General features: G+C 35.4%; 25 protein-coding genes. 12 read left to right on the top strand and 13 right to left on the bottom strand.

Features of this window, described 5'->3' with window-relative positions; all coding sequences use genetic code 11:
* Nucleotides 1-6: 6 nt before the first annotated feature.
* The 5 genes from KO493_RS12300 (at nt 7) to KO493_RS12320 (ending at nt 4,854) form a co-directional block, all read left to right on the top strand.
* The gene (locus tag KO493_RS12300; RefSeq protein WP_216068265.1) at nt 7-1,650 is read left to right on the top strand and encodes a S8 family serine peptidase; all 1,644 of its coding nucleotides are present in this window, start codon (nt 7-9) and stop codon (nt 1,648-1,650) included.
* The gene (locus KO493_RS12305; RefSeq protein ID WP_216068266.1) at nt 1,650-2,591 is read left to right on the top strand and encodes an NAD(P)H-dependent flavin oxidoreductase; all 942 of its coding nucleotides are present in this window, start codon (nt 1,650-1,652) and stop codon (nt 2,589-2,591) included. Before KO493_RS12300 ends, KO493_RS12305 begins: the two co-directional genes overlap by 1 nt.
* Before the next feature lie 69 nt (nt 2,592-2,660).
* Nucleotides 2,661-4,043, top strand: a complete 1,383-nt coding sequence (locus tag KO493_RS12310; protein ID WP_216068267.1) for an MATE family efflux transporter — start codon at nt 2,661-2,663, stop codon at nt 4,041-4,043.
* Nucleotides 4,044-4,048: 5 nt separating this feature from the next.
* The gene (locus tag KO493_RS12315) at nt 4,049-4,276 is read left to right on the top strand and encodes a hypothetical protein (RefSeq protein ID WP_216068268.1); all 228 of its coding nucleotides are present in this window, start codon (nt 4,049-4,051) and stop codon (nt 4,274-4,276) included.
* Between the two features lie 8 nt (nt 4,277-4,284).
* Nucleotides 4,285-4,854 (top strand): phosphatase PAP2 family protein, encoded by a 570-nt coding sequence (locus KO493_RS12320; RefSeq protein ID WP_216068269.1) that lies wholly within the window; start codon nt 4,285-4,287, stop codon nt 4,852-4,854.
* On the opposite strand, the gene meaB is transcribed toward KO493_RS12320, so the two are convergent.
* Nucleotides 4,851-5,927: a methylmalonyl Co-A mutase-associated GTPase MeaB gene (gene meaB / locus KO493_RS12325; RefSeq protein ID WP_216068270.1), complete on the bottom strand. Its 1,077-nt coding sequence runs from the start codon at nt 5,925-5,927 to the stop codon at nt 4,851-4,853. The two genes, KO493_RS12320 and meaB, sit on opposite strands and share 4 nt — an antisense overlap.
* Nucleotides 5,928-5,981: 54 nt before the next feature.
* On the bottom strand, nt 5,982-6,536 hold the full coding sequence (locus tag KO493_RS12330) for a DUF2911 domain-containing protein (RefSeq protein ID WP_216068271.1): 555 nt from the start codon (nt 6,534-6,536) through the stop codon (nt 5,982-5,984).
* A gap of 179 nt (nt 6,537-6,715) precedes the next feature.
* On the opposite strand from KO493_RS12330, the gene KO493_RS12335 reads away from it, so the two are divergent.
* Genes KO493_RS12335 through KO493_RS12345 form a run of 3 tightly spaced genes read left to right on the top strand, consistent with a single transcriptional unit; the run spans nt 6,716 to nt 9,351 of the window.
* The gene (locus KO493_RS12335) at nt 6,716-7,267 is read left to right on the top strand and encodes an RNA polymerase sigma factor (RefSeq protein WP_216068272.1); all 552 of its coding nucleotides are present in this window, start codon (nt 6,716-6,718) and stop codon (nt 7,265-7,267) included.
* On the top strand, nt 7,251-7,832 hold the full coding sequence (locus tag KO493_RS12340) for a hypothetical protein (RefSeq protein ID WP_216068273.1): 582 nt from the start codon (nt 7,251-7,253) through the stop codon (nt 7,830-7,832). Before KO493_RS12335 ends, KO493_RS12340 begins: the two co-directional genes overlap by 17 nt.
* A 10-nt stretch (nt 7,833-7,842) precedes the next feature.
* A complete protein-coding gene (locus KO493_RS12345; protein WP_216068274.1) occupies nt 7,843-9,351 on the top strand; it encodes a hypothetical protein in 1,509 nt (502 codons plus the stop codon).
* A gap of 8 nt (nt 9,352-9,359) precedes the next feature.
* Here KO493_RS12345 and miaA read toward each other — a convergent pair whose 3' ends face one another.
* The 7 genes from miaA to KO493_RS12380 all read right to left on the bottom strand — a co-directional run bounded on the left by miaA (nt 9,360) and on the right by KO493_RS12380 (nt 17,723).
* Nucleotides 9,360-10,277 (bottom strand): tRNA (adenosine(37)-N6)-dimethylallyltransferase MiaA, encoded by a 918-nt coding sequence (miaA, locus tag KO493_RS12350; protein ID WP_216068512.1) that lies wholly within the window; start codon nt 10,275-10,277, stop codon nt 9,360-9,362.
* Nucleotides 10,278-10,532: 255 nt separating this feature from the next.
* Nucleotides 10,533-11,381, bottom strand: coding sequence for an ion transporter (locus tag KO493_RS12355; RefSeq protein ID WP_216068275.1), 849 nt, complete (start codon nt 11,379-11,381; stop codon nt 10,533-10,535).
* Between the two features lie 25 nt (nt 11,382-11,406).
* Nucleotides 11,407-13,368 (bottom strand): transglutaminase domain-containing protein, encoded by a 1,962-nt coding sequence (locus KO493_RS12360; RefSeq protein WP_216068276.1) that lies wholly within the window; start codon nt 13,366-13,368, stop codon nt 11,407-11,409.
* Nucleotides 13,369-13,405: 37 nt separating this feature from the next.
* Nucleotides 13,406-14,770 (bottom strand): exonuclease domain-containing protein, encoded by a 1,365-nt coding sequence (locus tag KO493_RS12365; protein ID WP_216068277.1) that lies wholly within the window; start codon nt 14,768-14,770, stop codon nt 13,406-13,408.
* A 365-nt stretch (nt 14,771-15,135) separates the two neighbouring features.
* Complete coding sequence (locus tag KO493_RS12370; RefSeq protein WP_216068278.1) at nt 15,136-15,801, bottom strand: YggS family pyridoxal phosphate-dependent enzyme; 666 nt, start codon at nt 15,799-15,801, stop codon at nt 15,136-15,138.
* A gap of 68 nt (nt 15,802-15,869) precedes the next feature.
* Nucleotides 15,870-16,763 (bottom strand): 3-hydroxyacyl-CoA dehydrogenase family protein, encoded by an 894-nt coding sequence (locus KO493_RS12375; RefSeq protein WP_216068279.1) that lies wholly within the window; start codon nt 16,761-16,763, stop codon nt 15,870-15,872.
* Nucleotides 16,764-17,723: a Gfo/Idh/MocA family protein gene (locus KO493_RS12380; protein WP_216068280.1), complete on the bottom strand. Its 960-nt coding sequence runs from the start codon at nt 17,721-17,723 to the stop codon at nt 16,764-16,766.
* A 157-nt stretch (nt 17,724-17,880) separates the two neighbouring features.
* Here KO493_RS12380 and KO493_RS12385 point away from each other — a divergent pair, with 157 nt between their 5' ends.
* Nucleotides 17,881-18,522: a protein-L-isoaspartate(D-aspartate) O-methyltransferase gene (locus tag KO493_RS12385; RefSeq protein ID WP_216068281.1), complete on the top strand. Its 642-nt coding sequence runs from the start codon at nt 17,881-17,883 to the stop codon at nt 18,520-18,522.
* 908 nt (nt 18,523-19,430) lie between these two features.
* On the opposite strand, the gene KO493_RS12390 is transcribed toward KO493_RS12385, so the two are convergent.
* From KO493_RS12390 to KO493_RS12400, 3 genes are all read right to left on the bottom strand, one after another.
* Complete coding sequence (locus KO493_RS12390; RefSeq protein WP_216068282.1) at nt 19,431-20,006, bottom strand: hypothetical protein; 576 nt, start codon at nt 20,004-20,006, stop codon at nt 19,431-19,433.
* 51 nt (nt 20,007-20,057) lie between these two features.
* The gene (smpB, locus tag KO493_RS12395; protein WP_216068283.1) at nt 20,058-20,516 is read right to left on the bottom strand and encodes an SsrA-binding protein SmpB; all 459 of its coding nucleotides are present in this window, start codon (nt 20,514-20,516) and stop codon (nt 20,058-20,060) included.
* Nucleotides 20,517-20,601: 85 nt separating this feature from the next.
* The gene (locus KO493_RS12400) at nt 20,602-20,811 is read right to left on the bottom strand and encodes a dodecin (RefSeq protein WP_216068284.1); all 210 of its coding nucleotides are present in this window, start codon (nt 20,809-20,811) and stop codon (nt 20,602-20,604) included.
* A gap of 304 nt (nt 20,812-21,115) precedes the next feature.
* On the opposite strand from KO493_RS12400, the gene lpdA reads away from it, so the two are divergent.
* From lpdA to KO493_RS12415, 3 genes are all read left to right on the top strand, one after another.
* A complete protein-coding gene (gene lpdA / locus KO493_RS12405; protein ID WP_216068285.1) occupies nt 21,116-22,516 on the top strand; it encodes a dihydrolipoyl dehydrogenase in 1,401 nt (466 codons plus the stop codon).
* A gap of 281 nt (nt 22,517-22,797) precedes the next feature.
* Nucleotides 22,798-23,412 carry a DUF2975 domain-containing protein gene (locus tag KO493_RS12410; protein ID WP_216068286.1) on the top strand — a complete coding sequence of 205 codons (615 nt, stop codon included), beginning with the start codon at nt 22,798-22,800 and terminating at the stop codon, nt 23,410-23,412.
* A 2-nt stretch (nt 23,413-23,414) separates the two neighbouring features.
* Nucleotides 23,415-23,618, top strand: a complete 204-nt coding sequence (locus tag KO493_RS12415) for a helix-turn-helix domain-containing protein (protein ID WP_216068287.1) — start codon at nt 23,415-23,417, stop codon at nt 23,616-23,618.
* Nucleotides 23,619-23,705: 87 nt separating this feature from the next.
* Here KO493_RS12415 and KO493_RS12420 read toward each other — a convergent pair whose 3' ends face one another.
* Nucleotides 23,706-24,203, bottom strand: coding sequence for a threonine/serine exporter family protein (locus KO493_RS12420; RefSeq protein ID WP_216068288.1), 498 nt, complete (start codon nt 24,201-24,203; stop codon nt 23,706-23,708).

Consider the following 24,203-nt stretch of genomic DNA (forward strand, 5'->3'; position numbering starts at 1 on the left):
TTGACTATGAAAAAAAAGCTTCTGTATTTAAGTGTTCTTCTTTTTCAATGTGCCGTTTTCGCCCAGGTTCAAGATGCTTGGGTTTACTTTGTGGATAAGGAAAATGTTTCAGCATCTATAAACAATCCAATAAGCATACTTTCTCAAAAAGCTATTGACAGAAAAAGGAAAGCGGGTATAGCTATTGATTTTAGAGATGTTCCTGTTAATGAAAACTACATCGCCCAATTAAAAAATACTTCTGGAATTTCAGTTTTAGCCAAATCTAAATGGTATAATGCGGTTCATGTTCGAGGTTTAAAAACGGACATCGATAATTTAAATTCTAATCCATCATTATCGTTTATAGATGCTATCGATTTTGCAGATAAACGTTTAAATGCTAAAAGAAGGGTATATTCTAAATCAGCTCAGGTCTCAGATAAATTCAGCTTAGAAAATGAAACCGTTGATTTTGTTTATGGAAATACGCAAAATCAAGTAGAAATGATTCAAGTCGATCAATTACATCAAAATGATTTTACGGGAGAAGGCATTACTATTGCAGTATTGGATGCGGCCTTTACAAACGTGAATACCATGACTGCTTTTCAACGTTTAAGAACTGCTGGCGACTTAAAAGGTGGTTATGATTTCGTTGATGGTACCTATGATGTTTACGCTTATACACCACCTAGTGGAAGTATTAGTCACGGTACTCAGGTTTTAAGTTGTATGGCAGGTTTTGTTACAAATGAATATGTAGGTACAGCTCCAGATGCGACGTACTATTTATTTAGAACCGAGGATGGAAAGGATGAAAACCCTGTTGAAGAAAGTTATTGGGTTGAAGCCGCCGAACGTGCAGATAGTTTAGGTGTTGATATTATAAATACCTCATTGGGGTATCAGGATTACGGACCTAATTACCCGAATTATACCTATACAAGTGACGCTATGGATGGCAACACCGCTTTTATAACAAGAGGATCTAACATAGCCTTTGAAAAAGGTTTACTGTTAGTGACTTCAGCTGGGAACTCGGGGAATTCGGGTGTTGGCGCGCCTGCAGATTCTCCTAATGTTTTATCGGTTGGAGCCGTAGATGCCTCGGGGCAATACGCAAGTTTCAGTTCTATAGGTAGTTCGATACAACCGTCTCAAAAACCAGATGTTGTGGCTAAAGGATATAGATCGAACCTTATTAATAGGAATGATGTTATGGTTCAAAATAACGGGACTTCTTTTAGCGGACCAATAATGGCGGGAGGTGTGGCCTGCTTAATGCAAGCACTCCCTAATAAAACGCCAACAGAAATAATGGGCTTAGTTAGAGGGGCTGGATCGCAGTTTAATACACCAGATTATCAATTGGGTTATGGTATTCCAGATTTATATCAAGCTTTACAAAAGGGCTTGTCGAGTATTGAATTCAATAGCTTGGCTTTTAAAATATATCCGAACCCCGTAAACTCAAATTTGTTTATAGATTTTGGTACAGATGAAAGTGAAGCACAGTTAAAGTTATTTAATGTATTGGGCGTTTTGGTTTTAGAAACTGTTGTGAATAATAAAAAAGGAGTTTCAATAAGCCATTTGCCGCAAGGACTGTATTTAGGTGAAATTCAATTAGAAAATGAAACGAGATCCTTTAAAATCATAAAAAAGTAATGAATCGCATCACTGAATTATTCAATATAAAATATCCAATCATTCAAGCAGGTATGGTTTGGAATAGTGGTTGGCGCCTCGCATCGGCAGCCAGTAATTCTGGTATTTTAGGACTTATAGGCGCAGGGTCTATGTATCCAGAAGTGCTGCGTGAACATATTCAGAAATGTAAAAAAGCGACTGATAGGCCTTTTGGTGTTAATGTACCTATGCTTTATCCAAATGTTCAAGAAATTATGGACATTATTATTGAAGAAGGCGTGAAAGTAGTATTTACTTCCGCAGGAAACCCTAAAACATGGACGTCCTGGTTGCAAGAACGTGGTGTGACCGTCGTGCATGTGGTTAGCAGTGTGAAGTTTGCTTTAAAAGCGCAAGAGTCTGGTGTTGATGCTATTGTAGCTGAAGGTTTTGAAGCTGGAGGACATAATGGAAGGGACGAAACAACCACTTTAACTTTGATTCCCATGGTAAAAGAGCAGGTTAAAATTCCTTTAATTGCTGCTGGAGGTATTGCTACCGGGAGAGCTATGTTGGCGACTATGATTTTAGGAGCCGATGGGGTGCAAATTGGTAGTAGGTTTGTGGCTAGCGAAGAAAGCTCTGCACACCAAGCTTTTAAAAACGCTGTTGTTGAAGCTAAAGAAGGTGATACCCAACTCACTTTAAAAGAACTGGCTCCGGTAAGATTGTTGAAAAATAACTTCTTCAATCAGGTTCAAGATTTATACAAATCAGCTCCAACCATTCAGGATCTTAAAACTTTATTAGGAAGAGCCCGAGCTAAAAAAGGTATGTTTGAAGGCGATTTAATTGAGGGTGAATTGGAAATAGGGCAAATTTCAGGAATGATACATGATATAAAACCAGTTTCAGAGCTTGTTAAAGCCATTGTTAAAGAATTTGAACAAGCTAAAAATCAAAATCTGAATATCAATTAAGTGAAATAATCTGCTTTTTACTTTTTATAGTTTTCCTAGATTCCCGTAAAATAAGGCTACTTTTGCAGCATGCAATTATCGCAATACACTAAAGAATTTAAATACAATTGGCAACTCGCTGCACCAGTGATGTTGGGTATGCTCGGGCATACTTTTGTGAGTTTTGTAGATAATATCATGGTTGGGCAACTAGGAACAGCCGAGCTTGCAGCAGTATCTTTAGGGAATAGTTTTATGTTTATTGCCATGTCTCTAGGGATAGGTTTTTCAACAGCTATAACACCTTTAATTGCAGAGTACGATGCCGCTAATGATTTTACCAATGGCAAGTCGGCCTTTAAAAATGGTTTGTTTTTATGTACGGTTATCGGTATAATACTTTTTCTTTTAGTCCTTTTTGCGAAACCTTTAATGTATTTAATGAAACAGCCCGTTGAGGTTGTAGAATTGGCTATTCCTTATCTAGATTTGGTGGCTTTTTCCCTAATACCATTGGTTGTTTTTCAGGGGTTTAAGCAGTTTAGTGATGGGATGTCCATGACCAGATACCCGATGTATGCAACGCTTATTGGAAACGTGATAAACATTGTTTTAAATTACCTTTTCATCTTTGGGAAATTTGGTTTTCCTGAGTACGGACTTGTAGGAGCGGCATATGGTACCTTAATTTCTAGGATTGTTATGGTGTGGTACATATGGTACCTACTTAAAGGAAAGGAGAAATCGAAGGCTTATGTAACAAACATCAAGTTCTTCATTTTAGATAAACTCATGCTTAGAAAACTGCTTGATTTGGGGGCGCCAAGTGCCATGCAAATGTTTTTTGAAGTGGCGATTTTTACATCGGCGATATGGCTTAGTGGTTTATTAGGTAAAAATCCGCAAGCGGCCAATCAAATTGCTTTAAATTTGAGTTCAATGACCTTTATGGTAGCCACCGGTTTAAGTGTAGCAGCTATGATACGTGTGGGAAATCAAAAAGGATTGAAAGCCTATTTTGAATTACGCCGTATTGCTTTTTCATTATTTTTAATGAGTGTATTATTGGCAACAGTTTTCGCTATCATATTCTTCGTTTTTCATACAGAATTGCCTAAAATTTATGTAGATTATGATGATGCTAAAAATCTTTTAGATAACAAAGAGGTGGTAGGAATTGCTTCAAAATTATTGATAGCCGCCGCGATTTTTCAAATTAGTGATAGTATTCAAGTGATGGTTTTAGGAGCGTTACGTGGCTTACAGGATGTGAAAATACCAACTATTATAACCTTTATTTCGTATTGGCTCATCGGGTTTCCAATCTCTTGGTATTTAGGGAAAGAAGATGCCTATGGGAGTTTTGGTATTTGGATCGGGCTTTTAGCAGGATTAACGACTGCTGCGATTTTATTGTATATAAGGTTTAATTATTTAACGAAAAGGTTAATTTTGTCAAACAACAAATCATAAGAAAAATGAGTCTTCCAAAGTTTATTTTAGGTGATAATACCGAATTTCCAAATGCTATTTATGTTATTCATACCGAATTTCCACGTTTCATAATCAACCTTGAAAATGACGAGGTGGAATGGTTTGAAGATTTTGATGCCGAAGACCAAAAAGAATTAGAATCTGAAACTGAAAATGCTATTAAATTGGCTAGTGACTTTTACGATAATGAAGTAGCGCAATACGAAGACTAATTTTTATTATGATTGAAGATTTATTAAAGTACGACACCGAATTATTTTTATACTTAAATAACCTAGGATCTTCATCATGGGACAACCTTTGGCTTATCATTACGGCAGAACTCACTTTTGTTCCGCTTTATGCCATCTTATTGTATTTGATTTATAAGAAATTCGGACTTAAAACTTTACTTATTGTTGCTGTTGTTATTGCCTTAATGATTACGTTTACCGATCAAACAACCAATGCTTTTAAACGTGGATTTCAGCGTTTACGCCCTTGTGGAGAACCAAGTATTGCAGATCAGGTGCGTTTTATAGCGGTGCGTTGCGGTAAATATGGATTTTTCTCTGGTCATGCATCAAACTCTATGGCAGCTGCTATTTTTGCAGGGCTCATGTTAAAACCATACTATAAATACCTCATGATTATTTTAATAGGTTGGAGTTTAATTGTGGCGTATAGTCGAATTTATGTTGGTGTACATTACCCTTTAGATTTACTTTGCGGACTCACCTTCGGGGTTATTGCTGGGACCTTGTTTTATTTCCTTGCTCAGTATTTATTGAAGCGATACGCTAGAAATTAAGAGCTCATTTTTAGCAGTAATTCCGCGGCAGCAAAAGGTGTAGTTTTATTATTTTCTAACAGCTGAATTTGTGCATTTAAGGCTGCTTCTATTTCAGGATTATTAAAAAATTGGGACGATAATTGGTGCTCTATAGTTTGTATAAGCCAGAATTTATTTTGCTGGTTGCGTTTTTTTATAAAATAGTTGTTTTCTGTAGTGATGCGCACATAATCTAAAATCTGTTTCCAAATAGCATCAATGCCTTCTTTTCTCAGTGCACTACATACGGTAACTTTAGGTTGCCAACCCGATTTATTTTTTGGGTAGAGGTGAAGCGCACTATTAAAATCGATTTGCGCTATTTTGGCGCGATCTAGATTGTCGCCATCAGCTTTATTAATGGCTATAGCATCAGCCAATTCTATTATACCACGTTTAATTCCTTGCAGTGCATCACCTGCCCCTGGAAGTTTCAGCAGTAAAAAGAAATCGACCATACTGTGAACCGTGGTTTCACTTTGCCCCACGCCAACCGTTTCAATAAGGATCACATCAAAACCAGCAGCTTCACATAAAACAATGGATTCTCTGGTTTTTCTGGCAACACCTCCTAGGGACGTCCCTGATGCCGATGGGCGAATAAAAACGTTGTCATCTTTTACCAAATCGCCCATTCTCGTTTTGTCTCCTAAAATACTGCCTTTCGAAATGGTGCTGCTCGGGTCGATGGCCAAAACAGCCACACGTTTGCCTTGAGAAGTTAAATGCTTGCCAAAGGTTTCGATAAAGGTACTTTTACCAACACCAGGAACACCAGTAATACCAATACGAATGGATTTGTTGGCGTGTGGTAAACACGTTTTTATAAGTGTTTTGGCTTGTTCGAAATGTTTTGGATTCTGACTTTCAATTAGGGTTATGCTCTGACTTAAGGCCGTGATGTTTTTAGCTAAAATACCTGAAGCAAGTTCGTTTAGAGAACTTGTTTTATGACGCCTCGATTTAAATGCCGCAATAGCCGATGTATTTGTAGTTTCGGAAACTGAAACTCCTTTACTTTCTTGTAATGAAGACTTTTTAGGCTTAGACACGTGTAGACAATTGTTTGTCTAAATTTACAATTATTTTTCTGTTAGACTGAAATACTATTTTAAAGGCAATGCGATTTTAACATCATCCCAAGCCATAGTTAAAAAGAGGTTGTCTGTTGAATTATCGAATGCAATCGTAAATTGCTCAACATCATTATCCAATTTTTGAACGGGTACGTTGGTCGTAATGACATCGTAATTCGGGTCCCACATGGGTTGCATTTCAGCATTTACACCCCATTTATATTGTTTTGAATTGAAAATGACAGTCCAAGTAGAATCTTTAGGGACAGTCCATAATGTGTATTTTCCTGGAGCCAATGGCATGCCATTAATTTCAAGGTCTTGATTGGTTTCGAAAGTTGTAGCCTCGTTTGCTCCTGTACGCCAAACTTGATTGAAAGGGACTAAAGCCCCAAAAATTTCACGACCCTTTTTGTAAGGTCTGTTATAGAAAACCTCAAGTTCTAAATCATTTAATTTAAATTCTACAGTATCCTCCGGACTTAATCGTGGTGCGAAAATATTTTCAACAAAAACAGAATATAAAAATAATCCTAAGGCTACTACAGATAATAGAATTAAGACGCGTTTTAAAAAGGTGTTCATAGGGTATGATCATTAAATAGGTGATAAAGATAAATTAAAAGAGATAACTACTAAGCTGCAAACGCAGTTTTATTTAACCTAGTCTGTAAGTTGATATAAAAATATTGTAATTTTTGCAACACTTTAAATTTTTGATCGTCTTTAATACGAACAAACCAAATACCGAAAGAATTAAAAGCATGCTTCAAGCAGATATCATTGAACAGTGCAAAAAGAACAATCGTAAAGCACAAATGCAGTTGTATAACCAGTACTGCCAAGGGATGTACATTGTTGCCAAACGATTTGTGAAAGACAGTGCTGAGGCTGAAGATGTCGTACAAGAAGCTTTTATAAACGCGTTTACCCGTCTACATCAATATCATGCTGAAGTTACTTTCGGGGCTTGGTTAAAACGTATTGTTGTTAATAAAAGTCTGGATTTTTTAAAAGCAAGAAAACAAGAACTCGTAGAGTTAAACGAGGTGCATTTAAAAGTTGTAGAAACAGAAAAGGACAGCAAATGGTTGGTAGATGATGCTATTACTGTAAATGATGTGAAATTGGCAATTGCGAAATTACCCGATAAATATCAATATGTAGTGATGCTTTATTTAATAGAAGGCTATGATCATGAAGAAATTTCAGAGATTTTAGGCATATCTAATGTGTCTTCACGAACACAATTATCTAGAGGAAAAAGGAAGTTACAAGAATTATTAAAAGTTAAAAAAAATGGCTCAAGATATTAGGGAATTATTTAAGAATAGTAAGGTTACTCACCAAGAAATGCCTGAAAGTCATGAAGCTCGTTTTCTAAATAAGCTGGATCAGGCATTACCACAAAAAAGTCAAGGGTATCCAAATTGGATGAAAATTGCGGCAGCTATTGTGGTATTTCTAGGATTGGGCATGGGGGCATTCCAGATTTTTAAAGTTGAGAATAATGAGGAGTCGTCTACAGAAGTAGCTACTGCAAAACCTATTGAAAATAAGACTTTGGGTGATATTTCTCCAGGGCTTAAAAAAGTTGAGGATTATTATTTGGCGAGTATAAATTTAGAATTATCTAAAATCGATCCTACGCCAGAAACCAAGGAATTATTGGATGGTTATTTAGAACAATTGGAGGTTTTGGATCGGGCCTATCAAAAATTATCAGAAGAGTTATCAACTTCTGGACCTAGTGAACTAACAGTAAATGCGCTAATAGATAATTTAAAATTGCGCCTTAATTTATTGTACCGCTTGAGGTCACAATTACAAATCTTAAAAAACGGTGAAGATCTTGGTGATGCTTCACAACAAAACATTTAACAATCAAAAAATGAACAAATTAAATATATATAAAATCATTACTGTGCTCTGTTTCATGACTACGGCTAATTTTTACGCCCAGCAAAAACTGACTAAAGTCAAGCAGAGTATCGATGTTGATAAGGAGGTTAAAATAGACTTAAACACGAGTCATTGTAATATTGTTTTCGACACTTGGAACAAGGATGTGGTTGAAATAGAGGCTTACATCAATGGTGAGCAGTTAACTAAAGAAGAACTTAAGAATGCCTTAGATACCTGGGATATTAATGTGAATGCATCCATGCAAGAGGTGATGATTGCTTCAAAAGCAAACCATAAAAATGTATGGGTTTATAATACTGGTGGTGATTATGATGATGAAGCCGTTCATGCCATTATTGAAGAATTGAAATTTGAATTGGCTGAAGTGCCTGAAATGGATCTGGATTTGCACTTAGAGCTTCCACAACCCCCAATACCACCTGATTTACCCAAACTACCAAAGTTTCCGAAATTACCTAAGTTGCCTAAAAACATTGGTGCTGTAAAATTTGATTACAAGGCTTATAAAAAGGAGGGTGATGCCTATATGGCAAAATATGCGAAAGAAATTGAATCACAGTATGGTGATGATTTTGCTAAAAACATGGCATCTTGGGGTGAAGCTTTTGAAAAACAATGGGAAGACAGTAAATATGCTGAAAAAATGGAAGCCTGGGGCGAACGTTATGCTGAACGTATGGAAGCTCATGCCGAACGTATGGAGGCGCATGCTGAGCACATGGAAGAACAGGCTAATAAACATAAAAACGAGGCTGAAATGTTGAAAAATGAGCCATGTAAAATCATCATTAAAAACAAGGACAACAGGGATAAAAATAAAGCAGAACGTGTTATTCTAATACAAAATAGGCAGAAGAAAATAGAAGAGCTTGTAAAAGGGTATTCCAATTCTAAAGCTGTTAAAACAATAAAAATTAAAATACCCAAGCATGCTAAACTGAAGGTTAATGTAAAATACGGAGCCATTGAATTTGCTTCGAATGTTGAAAATATAGATGCTAATTTAGAATACGCAAAATTACAAGCAGAGCGCATTAATGGAGGTTTTACTTCTATTAATGCTTCGTATTCACCGTTATCTATAAAACATTGGAATACTGGTGTGCTAAACCTTAATTATGTAGAAGATGCCAGAATTGAAACCGTAAATCAGCTCACTTTAAATGCAGTTTCATCTCATGTGGAAATTGATGAACTTTTAAAAACAGCTGTTATTAACGGTAATATTGGGAATCTTAATATTTTAAAAATAAATGATAAGTTTTCTAATTTAAATGTGAACTTGCAAAATAGTAACGCTGTAATTAATCTGCCCGATACAGATGTGAATTTACAATACACTGGAACGCGTTCGCAGTTTAAGCATCCTGGAAAGGCTTCTAAAGAGCAAGTTTCTAGTTTTTCTAGCGGAAACGGTAATAGTGATAAGAGTATCACGGTGAATGCCAAATTTAGCAGTGTAACTATTAAGTAATCTGAAAATTAACTCCTTATTTCCTTTTCTAGGGCCGCTGTAATGGTAGCTAATTTTTCTTCATAATCAAACCACAGGGTATTTTCATTTCTTTTAAACCACGTGAGTTGGCGTTTAGCAAAACGACGTGAGTTTTTTTTAATTTCTGAAATGGCAAAATCTAAAGTCCATTCGCCATTTAAATAATTGAAAATCTCTTTGTATCCAACCGTATTTAAAGCGTTTAAATCTTGATAGGGTTTTAAGCGTTTTACTTCATCAAGTAAGCCTTGTTCTATCATAATATCGACACGTTGGTTGATGCGGTTGTATATGATTTCCCTATCGGCTTTTAAGCCTACGGTTATGGTCTTAAAGTGACGTTTTTCTTTGCCCTTATTTAGAAATGATGCATATGGTTTTTCGGTTCCGATACAAATTTCTAAGGCTCTAATTACCCGATGCGGATTATCAATCGCAATAGTGTCGTAACTTTTGGGATCTAAGTCTTTAAGTTGGTTTTGTAAATACTCTAAACCTTTAGATTCTAACTCATTATTTAAACCTTCACGTATTTTTGGGTCTACTTCTGGAAAGTAATCTAACCCTTTTACTGCGGCATCAACATAAAGCCCCGAGCCGCCAACCATAACCACAACATCATGTTTTTTGAATAAAACCGCTAAGCAAGTAAGTGTGTCTTTTTCGAAAGCACCTACGTTGTAATTTTCTTGAATGGATTTATGCTGAATAAAATGGTGTGGAGCAGCAGCGCGCTCCTCTGGGGTTGGTGCTGCGGTACCAATACTCATTTCTTTAAAAAACTGCCGTGAATCGGCTGAAATAATTTCGGTATTAAAATGTTGTGCGAGTTTAATGCTGAGTGCTGTTTTTCCAATGGCTGTAGGGCCAACAACGCTAATGAGGTATTTGGATTTTGAATTTATGATAGTGGTTTTTAGATATTTTGTAAAGTTATATTGAAAAACGGATTCGCCAAATGTTTGAAGCTAAAAATATCTTTTGAAAAACGTCCTGCGTTAAGGATTGCAGTGGAAATCCTTTTTAAAGATGGAAGTACAAAAACACAATTTATATGATTATTTAAAATCAAAAATAAAACAGCCAACATTCCCTAGAGCTTTAAAAAGATTGCAACGGAAAGCCTGACCACGCCAGAGCGTGGTAACGCCCAAATCCATTTATAGGTTTTCACCACAACGGTAGCAAAATTGAGCGCCATCTTTATGTTTCTCGGCCGTACAGTTTGAACAGGACTGGGAGTTCATATGTAATAAAGGTTCTTGAGATTTTGAAGGTTCTGGCTTTTTATTGCTTTGACTGGTGTATTCGGCAGAAACAATACCGGTTGGCACGGCAATAATCCCGTAACCAATAACCATGACGATGGAGGCCAAAAATTGTCCGAACGGGGTTTGTGGGGCGATATCGCCAAACCCAACAGTGGTTAGGGTAACGATACACCAATACACACTTTTTGGTATGTTTGTAAATCCGTTTTCCTCACCTTCAACAAGGTACATTATTGTGCCTAGAATAATCGCAATAATGACAACCGCAAATAGAAACACCGCTATTTTTGCACGACTGGCTTTTAGTGCGTTTACAAGGTTTCTAGAAGCACCTAGATAACGGGCTAGTTTTAATATTCTAAATATGCGAAGTAAACGTAGAGCGCGTAATGCTGCCAGAGCGTGTATGCCACCAAAAAATAATGAAATGTATTTTGGAATGGTAGAAAGCAAATCGATCATACCATAAAAACTAAATATATAGCGAATAGGTTTTTTTACCGTAACCACGCGTATGATATATTCTATGGTGAACAGGATGGTAATTATCCATTCTGATATGTTTAAAAAGGCATGATATTCTTCATCAATACTTTTAACGCTTTCGAGCATTACCAACACGATACTGGCAATGATGGTGATGAGTAAAATAACATCAAAAAGCTTTCCCGCAGGAGTGTCGGCTTCATAAATAATTTCATGAAGCTTTTTTTTCCAGGTTGTTTTTGAGTTCGTCATTTGGGTTAAAAGTAATAAATGATTATTAGCTTTTTGTTATTAGGATGGTTGAATTATTTTGAGCATCGACAATTAAATTCATAAACTCTTTTAAATAATCATAATATTCGGGTTCGTAAAATGGTTTATTGAAGTTGATTTTAAACAGAATATTAATTGTGCTACCCACTTTTTTTGTGCTTAAAACAAAACTACCAGTACTGTTTGGAAGTTGAAACGCAACATCTTTAGGTAGTTCTTTAATGGTATATTCATTGTTAATATCAAGGATCATATTGTAGAAATACGTATCGGAATATCCAAAATCGATAGGGTAGGTACGCTCTTGAAGTTTAAAAGGGTTTTCACTAAAAAACTTAATTAAAAAAGGGTTTAAATAGATGTTGCCTCCAATATTTTCTAAATTATGAGTAAGTTCATAATTGGCTTTAAAATCTGGATTATTAGGATTATTTTTTGGTGCTTCAAAGTTTAAAACTTCACTATTTACATGAGTGTCTTCGATTTCATTTAGATAAGAATCTTTATTGTTAAAAAAGGTTTTTTTACTGCTTAAGGCATGATAACCGGTTTGCTTCATGTTAATTTTACCGACAAGTTGGTTATTTTCTTTTAAACTGAATTTAGCCATAACAAAGGTGGCCGTTTTAGAATTTGGCTTTAAATCAATCCATTTACTTTCATTTTTGAAATCGAATAATCGCCCTTTCTGATTTAAGCATCGAAAAGGAATTTGACCAAAAGTTAGAAACTTATCTGTAGCATCAAGTAAGTAGGACTTATCTCCTATAGTGACTCTTGTAATTAAATAGTTGTAATCTGAAAGTACTGGGTAGAGGATGGTTGGAAAACCATTTTCTCTGGTTGATAAAAAAACTGGTTTAGCGTCAATCTCTGATTCATTTAATAAATTATGTAGTAAAATGTTTATTGAAGACACGTTACCCGATTTACTATTTATAAGGTTTTTTATTGAAACGTCGTTGAATATTTTGAAATCCCCATTCCACATATAATGTGTTTGTACATAATTGTAAATAGCTTTGGCTTTTTTTAGAGGATTTGTTTCACTTATAATTTCTGGAGTTAGAAGTTCTTCCAAATCAACCGATTTTCTTAATTGTCTGCCAATATCTTTGTCTGATCTTAGTTCTTTATCTACAGCTTTCCATGACTTTGTATAATGTTTAACCGATGCATCTGCTCGTGTAAATGTTTTTAACTCATAGTCTATTCGGGCCAGGTAGTTTTGCTTTGTTGTACTATAATCTTCTTCAATAAAAGCAGGGATGTCTTTCATGACATAGGTGGAATTAGTACAATCGGCAGAACCTCCACGACCAACTTCTAAACAGGTGTTTTCTATCTTAGAGTCGTTTACAGCTAGTTTTTTACCACCTACAAGTTTTATATGATAATCCCAATAGCCAGGGATACTCGTATTATATTGACTATAGAGTTTTGGTATATCGCCTTGAAATTCCCAACCATGATATTTAAACATGAATGGTGACGTTATTTTATAACCATAGGTAAGTACCGAACCGGGTTTTATATTAGGTAAAGTAAATTTGACTATAGTGTGGTTCTCATCATACACTTCCTTAAATATATTTTCTTCTTTTAATTTCGTTGATTCAACTTGACCATCGAATTCGTTATATGTGGTCGCAATAATTTCTGATACGTTTTCAGAATTACCACCATCACTGTTGTACAAGTGAATAACAATATTTGCTTGATCAAAACCTTCTTGATTTAGAATTTTAATTTTATGCTTTTTTTCAGTTGTTAATCTGAAATTTGTTTTGTCTACATAACTATTACCAAATTCATAGATAACAAAGGCATTAGCGGTTGAGTCTTTTTTAAAGGTTTTAGAACTCAGGTCGCCTAAAGTAATTTTATACGATTCGGAATTGTAATTTTCTTGGGAATAAAATTTAATGGTCGCTAATAGGAATATTAACAAAAGAGATTTACTCATTTTTTGGTTATTTGGTTTATGTGGTGGCTCTTAATTTTTATTCGAAGTTGATAATTTTTAAACGCTTGTTTTTACGCAAATAGCTTTGAATAATATGTTGTGAATCGCGGTTGTTTTCCATAGTCGTAATGATGGATTCCAGAACTTCTAGGTTATTAATTTGGTAGTTTAGATTGTAGAAACCAATGCCTTTAAATACCCCGTTTTCTATAAGTATAGCACTGCGTTCGTCGATATCTCGTCCGCGATCGATAATAACCATGTTTTTGTTAGCGTAGCTGTATTTCGAGATAAGCGCTTGAACACGTTTGTTATAGGTTTCAGGAGATTCTTTTTGAATACAAGCCCCATTACAGGTTTTAATATCGTAATGAAAACAACTGGTTTTTGTTTTGTAAATACCAGCAAGTTTTTGACACAATTGAAACTCTTCAACTGCTCGGGTGATAAAACTTTTACCACTTTGTAAATTACTAAAAGTTGTGATGGCTTTTTTTCGGCCGTCGGCCTTATCAACTTTCAAATTGATGTACCCGTTTTCGTCTACAAACGAGTATAAGGCATAAGTAAAAACAGAACGTCGTAAAGCCCTGTTAAACTTCGGTTTTAACCGTTTTATAGCTTCGCTTTCTTTTAAAAGCGCTACCAATTCACTGCCCGTCGCTTCGTAGGTAACCGCCGAAACTTTGGCTTGAAGTTTTTTGCCTTTGGAACTATTGTTCGTGAAATGCTGATTAATGCGTTTTTTTATATTATTGCTTTTACCAATATATATAATCTCACCATCTTCTTGATGCATGTAATACACTCCTGTGATTGAAGGCATTTCGGCAATGATATCAAGATGTTTGGGTGCTAACTTTTGTTTCGGACTTAAACGTATGGCGTTTTTAATAATTGTTTTTGTCGTGTCTTTATCTAAGAGTAATTTGAATAGTTTTACAGTGGCCAAGGCATCACCAGAAGCACGGTGTCTGTCGGTAACAGGAATGCCCAGCGAACGCACTAATTTCCCTAAGCTGTAAGAAGCTTGTCCGGGAATTAAATCTTTAGAAAGTTCTACCGTACATAAGGATTTACGCTCATAGTCAAAGCCTAAACGACGAAATTCCGTAGATAAAATTCTGTAATCAAATTGCGCATTATGGGCGACTAGAATACAACCTTCGGTAATTTCTACAATACGTTTCGCAACCTCATAAAACTTCGGTGCATTCTTAAGCATATTGCTGTTAATACCCGTGAGGTTCACTACAAATGGTTGGATTTCACGCTCTGGGTTGATTAAGCTTATAAACTGATCGACCACTTCATGACCGTCAAATTTATAGATGGCTATTTCGGTAATGCCTTCTTCGTTAAATTTCCCTCCCGTTGTTTCTATGTCTAGTATGGCGTACAATATGTGTTTTTAAGTAGTTAAGTAGTTCTAGTAGTTAAGTAGTTATAGTAGTTATAGTAGTTAAGTAGTTATGTTGTTAAAGTAGTTATAGGAGTTAAGTAGTTATGTTGTTAAAAGTTTATTTGTCAATTTTAATAATCATTTTTCAATAGTCAATAGTCAATAGTCAATGGTCAATGGTCAATAGTCAATAGTCAATAGTCAATGGTCAATAGTCAATGGTCAATAATCATTTTTCAATAGTCAATGGTCAATGGTCAATAGTCAATGGTCAATAGTCAACAGTCAATGGTCAATGGTCAATGGTCTTCCGTCTTCGGTCACTCTTCATTATTCACTTTTAATTTTTAATTATTCATTCATTATCAACTCCTATGTCCAAATATACTACTTCCAACACGAACCATGGTGCTGCCACATGCTATGGCTAATTTATAATCGCCACTCATGCCCATGCTAATGGTTTCGGGTTTAAAGTTAGGGTGTTCTATGTTTTTTAAGCTATCGAAAGCTGATTTTAATTTATTAAATTCTGATTTAATTTGAGCGTCATCTTCCGTAAAAGTTGCCATGCCCATTACGCCGGTTACTTTAATGTTTTTTAATGCTGAAAAGTCTTCCGAATGGAGGATATCTTCCGCATTAGATAATGTCATACCGAATTTAGATTCTTCTGAAGCAATTTTTATCTGAAGCAAACAATCAATCGTTCTACTGTGTTTTTCGGCTTGCTTATTTATTTCCTTTAATAACTTGAAATTATCAACACCATGAATTAAAGACACAAATTCTGCCATATATTTCACTTTATTTCGCTGTACATGACCAATCATATGCCACTGAATATCCTTTGGCATGTTTTCATGTTTTTCGGCCATTTCTTGGATTTTATTCTCTCCAAAAATACGCTGACCAGCATTGTAAGCTTCCGTTAAATCGCTTACAGGTTTTGTTTTTGAAACCGCTACCAAGGTAACATGATCTGGAAGCGTAGATTTTATGTTTTTCAGGTTTTCTGAAATGCTTGTCATATATTTTGTTTTTCTTGTTGTGTTAGTAAACTACAAGATTTTAAATTTCAGTTAAAAGAAAATGGATTTTAAGCTTTTATGAACTGTTTGGCAATTTTTTCGGCCTTTCTACTTTCGGTATAATCATAAAAACCTTCTCCCGATTTTACACCTAATTTTCCAGCACGTACCATATTTACTAATAAGGGGCAGGGTGCGTATTTAGGGTTTTTAAAACCCTCATACATCACGTTTAAGATCGATAAACAAACGTCTAAACCAATAAAATCTGCTAATTGTAAGGGGCCCATAGGGTGTGCCATACCTAGTTTCATAACCGTATCGATTTCATAAACACCAGCCACGCCATTGTATAAGGTTTCAATCGATTCATTTAGCATGGGCATTAAAATGCGATTGGCTACAAAGCCTGGGTAATCGTTCACTTCAACAGGTTCTTTTCCTAAGGTTTTCGAAAGTGCCATGATACTATTTGTAACCACATCACTGGTGTTGTAGCCTCGAATAATTTCCACTAATTTCATAATGGGCACCGGATTCATAAAATGCATACCAATTACACGTTCTGGGTTTGATGTGGCTGCCGCTATTTGAGTGATGGAAATTGAGGAGGTGTTTGTTGCTAAAATGGCGCTATCTAAACAAGCTTCGTCTATGTCTTTAAATATCTTAAGTTTTAATTCTAAATTTTCGGTAGCAGCTTCAACAATTAAATCGGCTTTAGAAACGCCATTTTTTAAATTGGTAAAGGTTTTTATGTTGCTTAAAGTGGTTGATTTTTCCGTTTCGGAGATTTTTTCTTTGTTCACCATACGGTCCAAATTGGTTGTAATCGTTTGAATGCCTTTTTTTAAAGCATCGTTATTTACATCAATCAGGTTTACCTTAAATCCATTCTGAGCAAAAGTATGAGCAATACCGTTGCCCATAGTTCCAGCACCTATAATTGCAACATTTTTCATTTAGAAACAGTTTATTATTTGAGTCGCTACACGAAGTGCCTCGGTACCGTCATGTAAAGATACAATTGGCGTTTTGTTGTGATTCACCGCATCGGCAAAAGTTTCTAATTCATCTAAAATAGAGTTGCTATCAGGCACTTCAGGGTTATCGAAATAGATTTGTTTTTTTACGCCTTCAGCATTTTGAAGAATCATATCGAAATCTCCAGGATTTTCAGGAGCATCTTTCATTTTAACAACCTCACATTTCTTAGTTAAAAAATCAACTGAAATATAAGCGTCCTTTTGGAAGAAACGTGCTTTTCGCATTTTTTTAAGTGAAATACGGCTGGCTGTTAGGTTAGCCACACAACCATTTTCAAATTCTAGTCGTGCATTGGCAATATCCGGTGTTTCACTAATTACCGAAACGCCACTTGCCGAAACGTGCTTTACTTTAGATTTTACAATGCTTAATATTATGTCGATATCGTGAATCATTAAATCTAAAACCACGGGAACATCGGTACCTCTAGGGTTAAATTCAGCCAAACGATGCGTTTCGATAAACATAGGCGATTTAATATCGTTTTTAATAGCCATAAAGGCCGGGTTGAAACGTTCTACGTGGCCTACTTGTCCGCGTAAATTATGTTCCGCTAAAAGTTCACGAATGTGTTCGGCTTCTTCAACGGTATTGGTAATGGGTTTCTCTATAAATATGTGTTTGCCTTTAGAAATGGCTTGTTTTGCGCAATCGTAATGCGACAGTGTAGGGGTTACGATATCCACGATATCCACAGCATCAATAAGGGCGTCGATCGTATTGAAAAATTTATAGCCAAATTCGGCTTCAACCTTCTTGCCGTTTTCTTCATCAGCATCATAAAAACCAATAAGATTGTATTTTTCAGATTGATTAAGAAGTCTTAAATGAATTTTACCCAAGTGTCCCGCACCTAGTACTCCAGCTTTTAGCATAATTATTTAGGTTTTCAACAAAAATAAGATAATTAAAACACGATGTTGCGTATTTGAAGTTTAATTTTTTGCATTCATAAAATGAAAAATAAATTTCAAAAAAGGGTTTGCTCTTAAAAAGGTTGACGTATTTTTGTATGCCAAACCTCCAACCAAATTGAAAGATACATTTAGACATCAGGGATTACGTCAGCAACTCGTTAATGTGTTGATAAATAAAGGAATAAAAGATCCAAGCGTTTTAAAAGCGATTGGTAAAATTCCACGTCATTTGTTCATGGATTCTAGTTTTTTAGACCATGCTTATCAAGATAAGGCTTTTCCTATTGCAGCCGATCAAACCATTTCTCAGCCTTATACGGTGGCTTTTCAATCGGAATTACTTCAAATAAAAAGAGGCGATAAAATTCTAGAAATTGGCACGGGTAGTGGGTATCAAACCGCGGTGCTTTGTGAATTGGGAGCACGTGTTTATAGTATTGAACGCCAGCATGAATTATTTAAAATTACCAGCCGTTTTTTACCAAAATTGGGTTATCGCGCCAAGAAATTTGTTTTTGGAGATGGCTATATTGGTTTGGAGGAAGAAGCACCTTATGATGGTATTATTGTAACCGCTGGAGCACCTTATGTGCCAAAGCCTTTATTAAAGCAATTAAAAGTTGGAGCGCGGTTAATCATCCCTGTTGGTGATGATGTGCAGATCATGAACATGATTACTAGAAAAGGGCCTAAAGAATTTGAACAAGAAGAATTAGGTGAATTTCGATTTGTGCCGCTATTAGAGGATAAAAATTAATTAGAAAATTTCAAGTCGTAAGTCGTCGAGACCTCAGGTCGTAGATACAAAAAAACGCTTCTCCACTCCGCTCGAAGACCGTCACGAAACATCAAATCGATGTTCTAGCGGAGTCGAGAACGCTTCTGATAAGCAATAAAATATAGCCCAAGACATAGATAAACAAAGACGTGAATCGTAAAGAAATCAATGAAATCTGTGTTTAAAAATCCTCTGTGGTTCTCTGTGAAATCTCAGTGCAGCTCTGTGTAATAACCCCGCAAGAGTAAGCAACTAACAACTAGAAACCAGTTTCTCGCAAAGTCGCAAGGCCGCAAAGCTGGACAACGCAAAATATTCGTTAAAATTAGTGTAATTCGTGTCAAAAGTCAACCTCTGCGAAATCTCAGTTCAGCTCTGTGTAATAACCTCGCAAGAGTAAGCCGCCAACAACCAGAAACCATTTTCTCGCAAAGTCGCAAGGCCGCAAAGCTGGACAACGTAAAATATTCGTTAAATTAGTGTAATTCGTGTCAAAAGTAAACCTCTGCGAAATCTCAGAGCAGCTCTGTGTAATAACCTCGCAAGAGTAAGCCGCCAACAACCAGAAACCATTTTCTCGCAAAGTCGCAAGGCCGCAAAGCTGGACAACGCTAAATATTCGTTAAAATTAGTGTAATTCGTGTCAAAAGTAAACCTCTGCGAAATCTCAGAGCAGCTCAGCGTAACAACCCCGCAAGAGTAAGCCGCCAACAACTAGAAACCAGTTTCTCGCAAAGTCGCAAGGCCGCAAAGCTGGACAACGCAAAATATTCGTTAAAATTAGTGTAATTCGTGTCAAAAGTCAACCTCTGCGAAATCTCAGAGCAGCTCAGCGTAACAACCCTGCAAGAGTAAGCGACCAATAACCAACAACCAGAAACCAACAACTAATACCTCCCTTTTCTAGGTAAATAGTCTTTTGGGATGAGGTTTCGATGCGTTTCATGTGTCCAATAGATATTGATAATCCACCAGCGTTCTTCATCGTATAACAGTTGAAAACTATTGATACCTCTTAAAAAAGGTTCTTCATCCGATAAATCATGGTAGGCTTCAAAAGTGCTAAATACCTGTGCCATATTGCCGAATATTTCTGTTTTTCGGTGTATTTCATTTTGAATGAACCCATTTTCTTTAAACCATACAGTAGATTTTTTCTTGTAGTCATCAGGTGATAAATACCCCACGTGGTAAACACCCATTTTGTCTTTTCCGCTAGGGATAAGTTTGGCGTCTTTCTTAAATAAATATTTAAATTGTTTCCAGTTTCTTACCGTATCCTTTTTTGCCGAAACAACATCATAATACGTTTTTATAGTACTGTTTAAGGTTAGGGCCGATTTCTTATTTACAGTGAAAACTGCTTTTTTAACAGCGCTAGTATCTGTTTTTTTTTCTTTCTGAGCGTGTAGGTTAAAGGCAAATGCCAATATAAAAAGTGTTGTTAATCTTTTTAATCTCATGGTAAGAATTGATTTGTCAAGAGGTGTCAACTTTAACGTCAAAATCATGAATTACTTATATATTTTTTTAACCCGATCTAAATTCCTTTTGTTATCACGATCTTTAATAGTTTCACGTTTATCATACAATTTTTTACCTTTCGCCAACGCTATATCTAGTTTAGCAAAACCGCGATCTGTAATAAACATGCGTAGCGGAATAATGGTAAGTCCCGTATTTTGAACTTCCTTGCTTAACTTTTTAAGCTCCTTTTTGTTTAGTAAAAGTTTGCGCTCTGCTTTTGGCTTATGGTTGTAGTAGGTGCCATAAATGTATTCTTCAATGGTCATGTTTATAACAAAAAGCTCGCCCTTCTCATTAAATTCACAAAAGCTTTCGGCAATAGAAGCCCTACTGTTTCTAATGGATTTTATTTCGGTACCCGTTAACACAATGCCAGCAGTATACTTATCTAAAATTTCATATTGAAACCGTGCTTTTTTATTCTGTATGTTTATTTTTTTTTGCATGAAGCACAAAACTAAACAATTTTTAATTTGTGTCTTCTATAAACTGCGTTTTCGTTGCTAATTTTGTTGTAGTTTACATGGAATACTATGCTTTCATTGTAAAACCTAGCTTGATAGTTACTTGCCATCTATCCACTTTTCCGTCTTTAATATTTCCTCTGGTATTGGTAACTTCAAACCATCTTAAGTTTTGAATGGATTTAGAAGCTTTGTTTAAGGCATTAGTCACGGCATCGTCACTGGATTTATCAGAGGTACCAACAATTTCGATTATTTTATAAATATGATCTTCCATAATAAAAAAATTAGTTAATAATTAATCTATATAAAATACAAATTTATTGCCGATAATGTATGTTTTGGTTCACTATCTTGCTGATAATTTAGCTACATAGTTAAAAAATAATGTTATGCGTATATTTTAGTTTCGTAGAAGAAAACCTGTATTTAGAAAGTTTTTTAGGATATTAGGAATATACCTTAGTATAAATTTAGAAATTATAAATTCACTTTATAAAGCCTCAATTTTTATTGTTGAAGCGTAAAACATTCGTATTTTTGATTCTGACATTAATTTAAGATAATTTCAAAAATATATTATGAATTCATACGATGTAGCCGTTATTGGCTCGGGTCCTGGAGGATATGTAGCAGCGATTCGTTGCGCACAATTAGGCATGAAAACGGCCATTATAGAAAAATATGCAACGCTGGGAGGAACCTGTTTAAACGTGGGATGTATCCCAAGTAAAGCACTTTTAGATTCTTCTCATCATTACGAAGATGCGGTTAAGCATTTTGAAGAGCATGGTATTGAAATTCCAGGTGACATTAAAGTGAATTTGGAAAAAATGATTGCACGTAAGCAATCGGTTGTAGATCAAACTACAGGTGGTATCGATTTTCTTATGAAGAAAAATAACATTGATGTATATCAAGGTTTAGGAAGCTTTAAAGACGCAACACACATTACAATTGCAGGTGAAGAAACGACTGAAATTGAAGCAAAAAATACCATTATCGCAACAGGAAGTAAGCCATCTAGCTTACCGTTTATCAAATTAGATAAAGAGCGTGTGATTACATCTACTGAAGCTTTAAAGTTAAAAGAAATCCCTAAACATTTAGTGGTTATTGGTGGTGGCGTTATTGGTTTAGAGCTTGGTCAAGTATACAAGCGTTTAGGAGCTGAGGTAACAGTTGTTGAATATATGGATAGAATCATCCCTACTATGGATGCTGGTTTATCTAAAGAATTAAACAAAGTACTTAAAAAGGCGAAGTTTAAAATGAACTTGTCTCATAAAGTAAAGTCTGTTGAAACTGTAGGCGACGAGGTTGTAATTAAAGCAGATAATAAAAAAGGCGAAGAAGTAGAAATTAAAGGGGATTACTGTTTAGTTTCTGTAGGTCGTCGTCCTTACACAGACGGTTTAAATGCTGAAGCTGCTGGTGTGAAGCTAGATGAAAGAGGTCGTGTAGAAGTTAACGATCACTTACAAACTAGCGCATCAAATATATATGCGATTGGAGATGTGGTTAAAGGCGCGATGTTAGCGCATAAAGCTGAAGAAGAAGGTGTTTTTGTTGCTGAATCTTTAGCGGGTCAAAAACCACATATCGATTATAACTTAATTCCAGGTGTCGTTTACACATGGCCAGAAGTTGCTACAGTTGGTAAAACTGAAGAGCAGTTAAAAGAAGCTGGTGTAGTTTACAAAACAGGATCTTTCCCAATGCGTGCTTTAGGTAGAAGTAGAGCGAGTATGGATTTAGACGGGTTTGTGAAAATCTTAGCTGATAAAACTACTGATGAAATTTTAGGCGTACATATGGTTGGAGCTCGTGCTGCCGATATGATTGCTGAAGCTGTAGTGGCGATGGAATATCGCGCTTCCGCGGAAGACGTATCACGTATGTCTCACGCTCACCCAACATTTACTGAAGCGATTAAAGAAGCGGCGCTTGCTGCTACCGAAGATCGTGCTTTGCATATCTAATTAGAGACTTCATTATAATTTAAAACGAGGCTGTTTTCTTTGAGAACAGCCTCGTTTTTGTTTTAGATCTTATTTTTACTGCATTTATATTTCGCTAAAGAGAATGAATATATGATTGTAGAAGTGATTGGAATTAATCATGTTTTTACCACAAGGTACAGTTTCTGAGATGCTGATGTCTGTTCTGAAATTCAATAAATATTTATTGAAAAACGATAAAATATTATTGTTTTTCGTTTTTTATTGTTATGTTTGTAGGGTAAGTCATCAAACAAACTATCATGAAGAAAAATACACTCCTCAATGTTGCAATCATTATATGTAAATCATTACGCTTAATTTATATTTTAATATTTTTAATAGTTACTGGATTATTTGTGCATTTTCAGTGGAGTCCTTCAACTTATGACAATCTTGATCTTACTAATTTTACTATTAATAATATTGATATTAAGAATAAAACCAGCTCCAATAAATCTTTCATTAATAAGTTTAGTTCTTATAAAATTCATGTTGATGGAAAAGTACCAAGCGACTCAGAAGTATTTGTTTTGAATAAACTAAAATATAAATCTTTATATATCAATTTTATACAATGCTCTGCAATTTTTATTTTGCTTTTTTTGGTAACAAAAGAATTTGAAAAGATTATTAAGTCTGTAAAACAAATTAAAACTTTTCATAAAAATAATGTGATCTCTTTTAGAAAAATAGGCAAATATTTATTGATACTTTTTGTTCTGTCTAGTTATTCCGCACTTACTTTTCAGCAAGGTGGTATGAGTAGTTTACATTTGATTTTCTCATATTTAATTCTAGCATTGTTAGCCTATATCATGGCTGCAATTTTTGAAGAAGGAAATAATCTTTCAGAAGAAAACAAATTAACAGTATAATTATGGCAATTATTGTGAATTTAGACGTGATAATGGCCAAGAGAAAAATGAGCTTATCGGAACTCTCTGAAAGAGTTGGAATTACTATGGCCAATTTGTCAATTTTAAAAAATAACAAAGCTAAAGCTGTTCGTTTTTCAACTTTGAATGCCATTTGCTTAGTTCTAGAATGTCAACCTAGTGACTTGTTAGAATACAAAGAATAAAATATAACAGGAGTTAATTTACATAATTCTAATCTATTTGTAGGGCGAAGCAGCAGTCTGTTTTTAACTTTACCCCAAAACACCAACCTAAGAAGGTGCCCCACCAAGCTGTTTAATACTCCCTTTATTCATAACCAGCAAAGGCAAGGCCACACCAAAGGTTAAGCCTATCAGGACATAAATCATTTTAAATCCGTGTGAAAACATAGCGTCTATAAGAAGCAATCGTTTTTCGGGGTCTGTTTCAATAAACACAAAATTCATAATCGATAAAATGGTTTCGTAGGCAAAATATCCTGGAATCATCGGGATCATAGTAGGAATTGAAAAAACAACTGGCGGATGGTGAATTTTATGAGCAATAGGAATACTAACCCATCCTACAAAAGAAGCGGCTGCTAAACTTGCCAACGCAATATGATGCTCAAATTGTAAAATGCTAAATTTTATAAGTCCTGCTAAAAAGCCCAAAGCAAAAATGGTAAAAATGGTTTTTCTAGGCACATTAAATAATATGCCAAAGCCTACGGCTGCAATGCCAGACCAAAACGAAACCTCTAATAGATGAAAAATAAGATCGGTCAT

It is taken from the genome of Pseudotamlana agarivorans (genome assembly GCF_018860245.1).
GTDB classification, from domain to species: Bacteria; Bacteroidota; Bacteroidia; order Flavobacteriales; family Flavobacteriaceae; genus Pseudotamlana; species Pseudotamlana agarivorans_A.

Coding starts and splice junctions, on each gene's coding strand:
- KO493_RS12360 (WP_216068276.1), bottom strand. CDS start 13,368: ATGAGTAAATCTCTTTTGTTAATATTCCTATTAGCGACCATTAAATTT.
- KO493_RS12375 (WP_216068279.1), bottom strand. CDS start 16,763: ATGAAAAATGTTGCAATTATAGGTGCTGGAACTATGGGCAACGGTATT.
- KO493_RS12335 (WP_216068272.1), top strand. CDS start 6,716: ATGCTTCAAGCAGATATCATTGAACAGTGCAAAAAGAACAATCGTAAA.
- smpB (WP_216068283.1), bottom strand. CDS start 20,516: ATGCAAAAAAAAATAAACATACAGAATAAAAAAGCACGGTTTCAATAT.
- KO493_RS12410 (WP_216068286.1), top strand. CDS start 22,798: ATGAAGAAAAATACACTCCTCAATGTTGCAATCATTATATGTAAATCA.
- KO493_RS12340 (WP_216068273.1), top strand. CDS start 7,251: ATGGCTCAAGATATTAGGGAATTATTTAAGAATAGTAAGGTTACTCAC.
- KO493_RS12310 (WP_216068267.1), top strand. CDS start 2,661: ATGCAATTATCGCAATACACTAAAGAATTTAAATACAATTGGCAACTC.
- KO493_RS12370 (WP_216068278.1), bottom strand. CDS start 15,801: ATGACAAGCATTTCAGAAAACCTGAAAAACATAAAATCTACGCTTCCA.
- KO493_RS12315 (WP_216068268.1), top strand. CDS start 4,049: ATGAGTCTTCCAAAGTTTATTTTAGGTGATAATACCGAATTTCCAAAT.
- KO493_RS12300 (WP_216068265.1), top strand. CDS start 7: ATGAAAAAAAAGCTTCTGTATTTAAGTGTTCTTCTTTTTCAATGTGCC.
- KO493_RS12420 (WP_216068288.1), bottom strand. CDS start 24,203: ATGACCGATCTTATTTTTCATCTATTAGAGGTTTCGTTTTGGTCTGGC.
- lpdA (WP_216068285.1), top strand. CDS start 21,116: ATGAATTCATACGATGTAGCCGTTATTGGCTCGGGTCCTGGAGGATAT.
- KO493_RS12380 (WP_216068280.1), bottom strand. CDS start 17,723: ATGCTAAAAGCTGGAGTACTAGGTGCGGGACACTTGGGTAAAATTCAT.
- KO493_RS12400 (WP_216068284.1), bottom strand. CDS start 20,811: ATGGAAGATCATATTTATAAAATAATCGAAATTGTTGGTACCTCTGAT.
- KO493_RS12415 (WP_216068287.1), top strand. CDS start 23,415: ATGGCAATTATTGTGAATTTAGACGTGATAATGGCCAAGAGAAAAATG.
- KO493_RS12330 (WP_216068271.1), bottom strand. CDS start 6,536: ATGAACACCTTTTTAAAACGCGTCTTAATTCTATTATCTGTAGTAGCC.
- KO493_RS12390 (WP_216068282.1), bottom strand. CDS start 20,006: ATGAGATTAAAAAGATTAACAACACTTTTTATATTGGCATTTGCCTTT.
- KO493_RS12355 (WP_216068275.1), bottom strand. CDS start 11,381: ATGACGAACTCAAAAACAACCTGGAAAAAAAAGCTTCATGAAATTATT.
- KO493_RS12345 (WP_216068274.1), top strand. CDS start 7,843: ATGAACAAATTAAATATATATAAAATCATTACTGTGCTCTGTTTCATG.
- KO493_RS12320 (WP_216068269.1), top strand. CDS start 4,285: ATGATTGAAGATTTATTAAAGTACGACACCGAATTATTTTTATACTTA.
- KO493_RS12305 (WP_216068266.1), top strand. CDS start 1,650: ATGAATCGCATCACTGAATTATTCAATATAAAATATCCAATCATTCAA.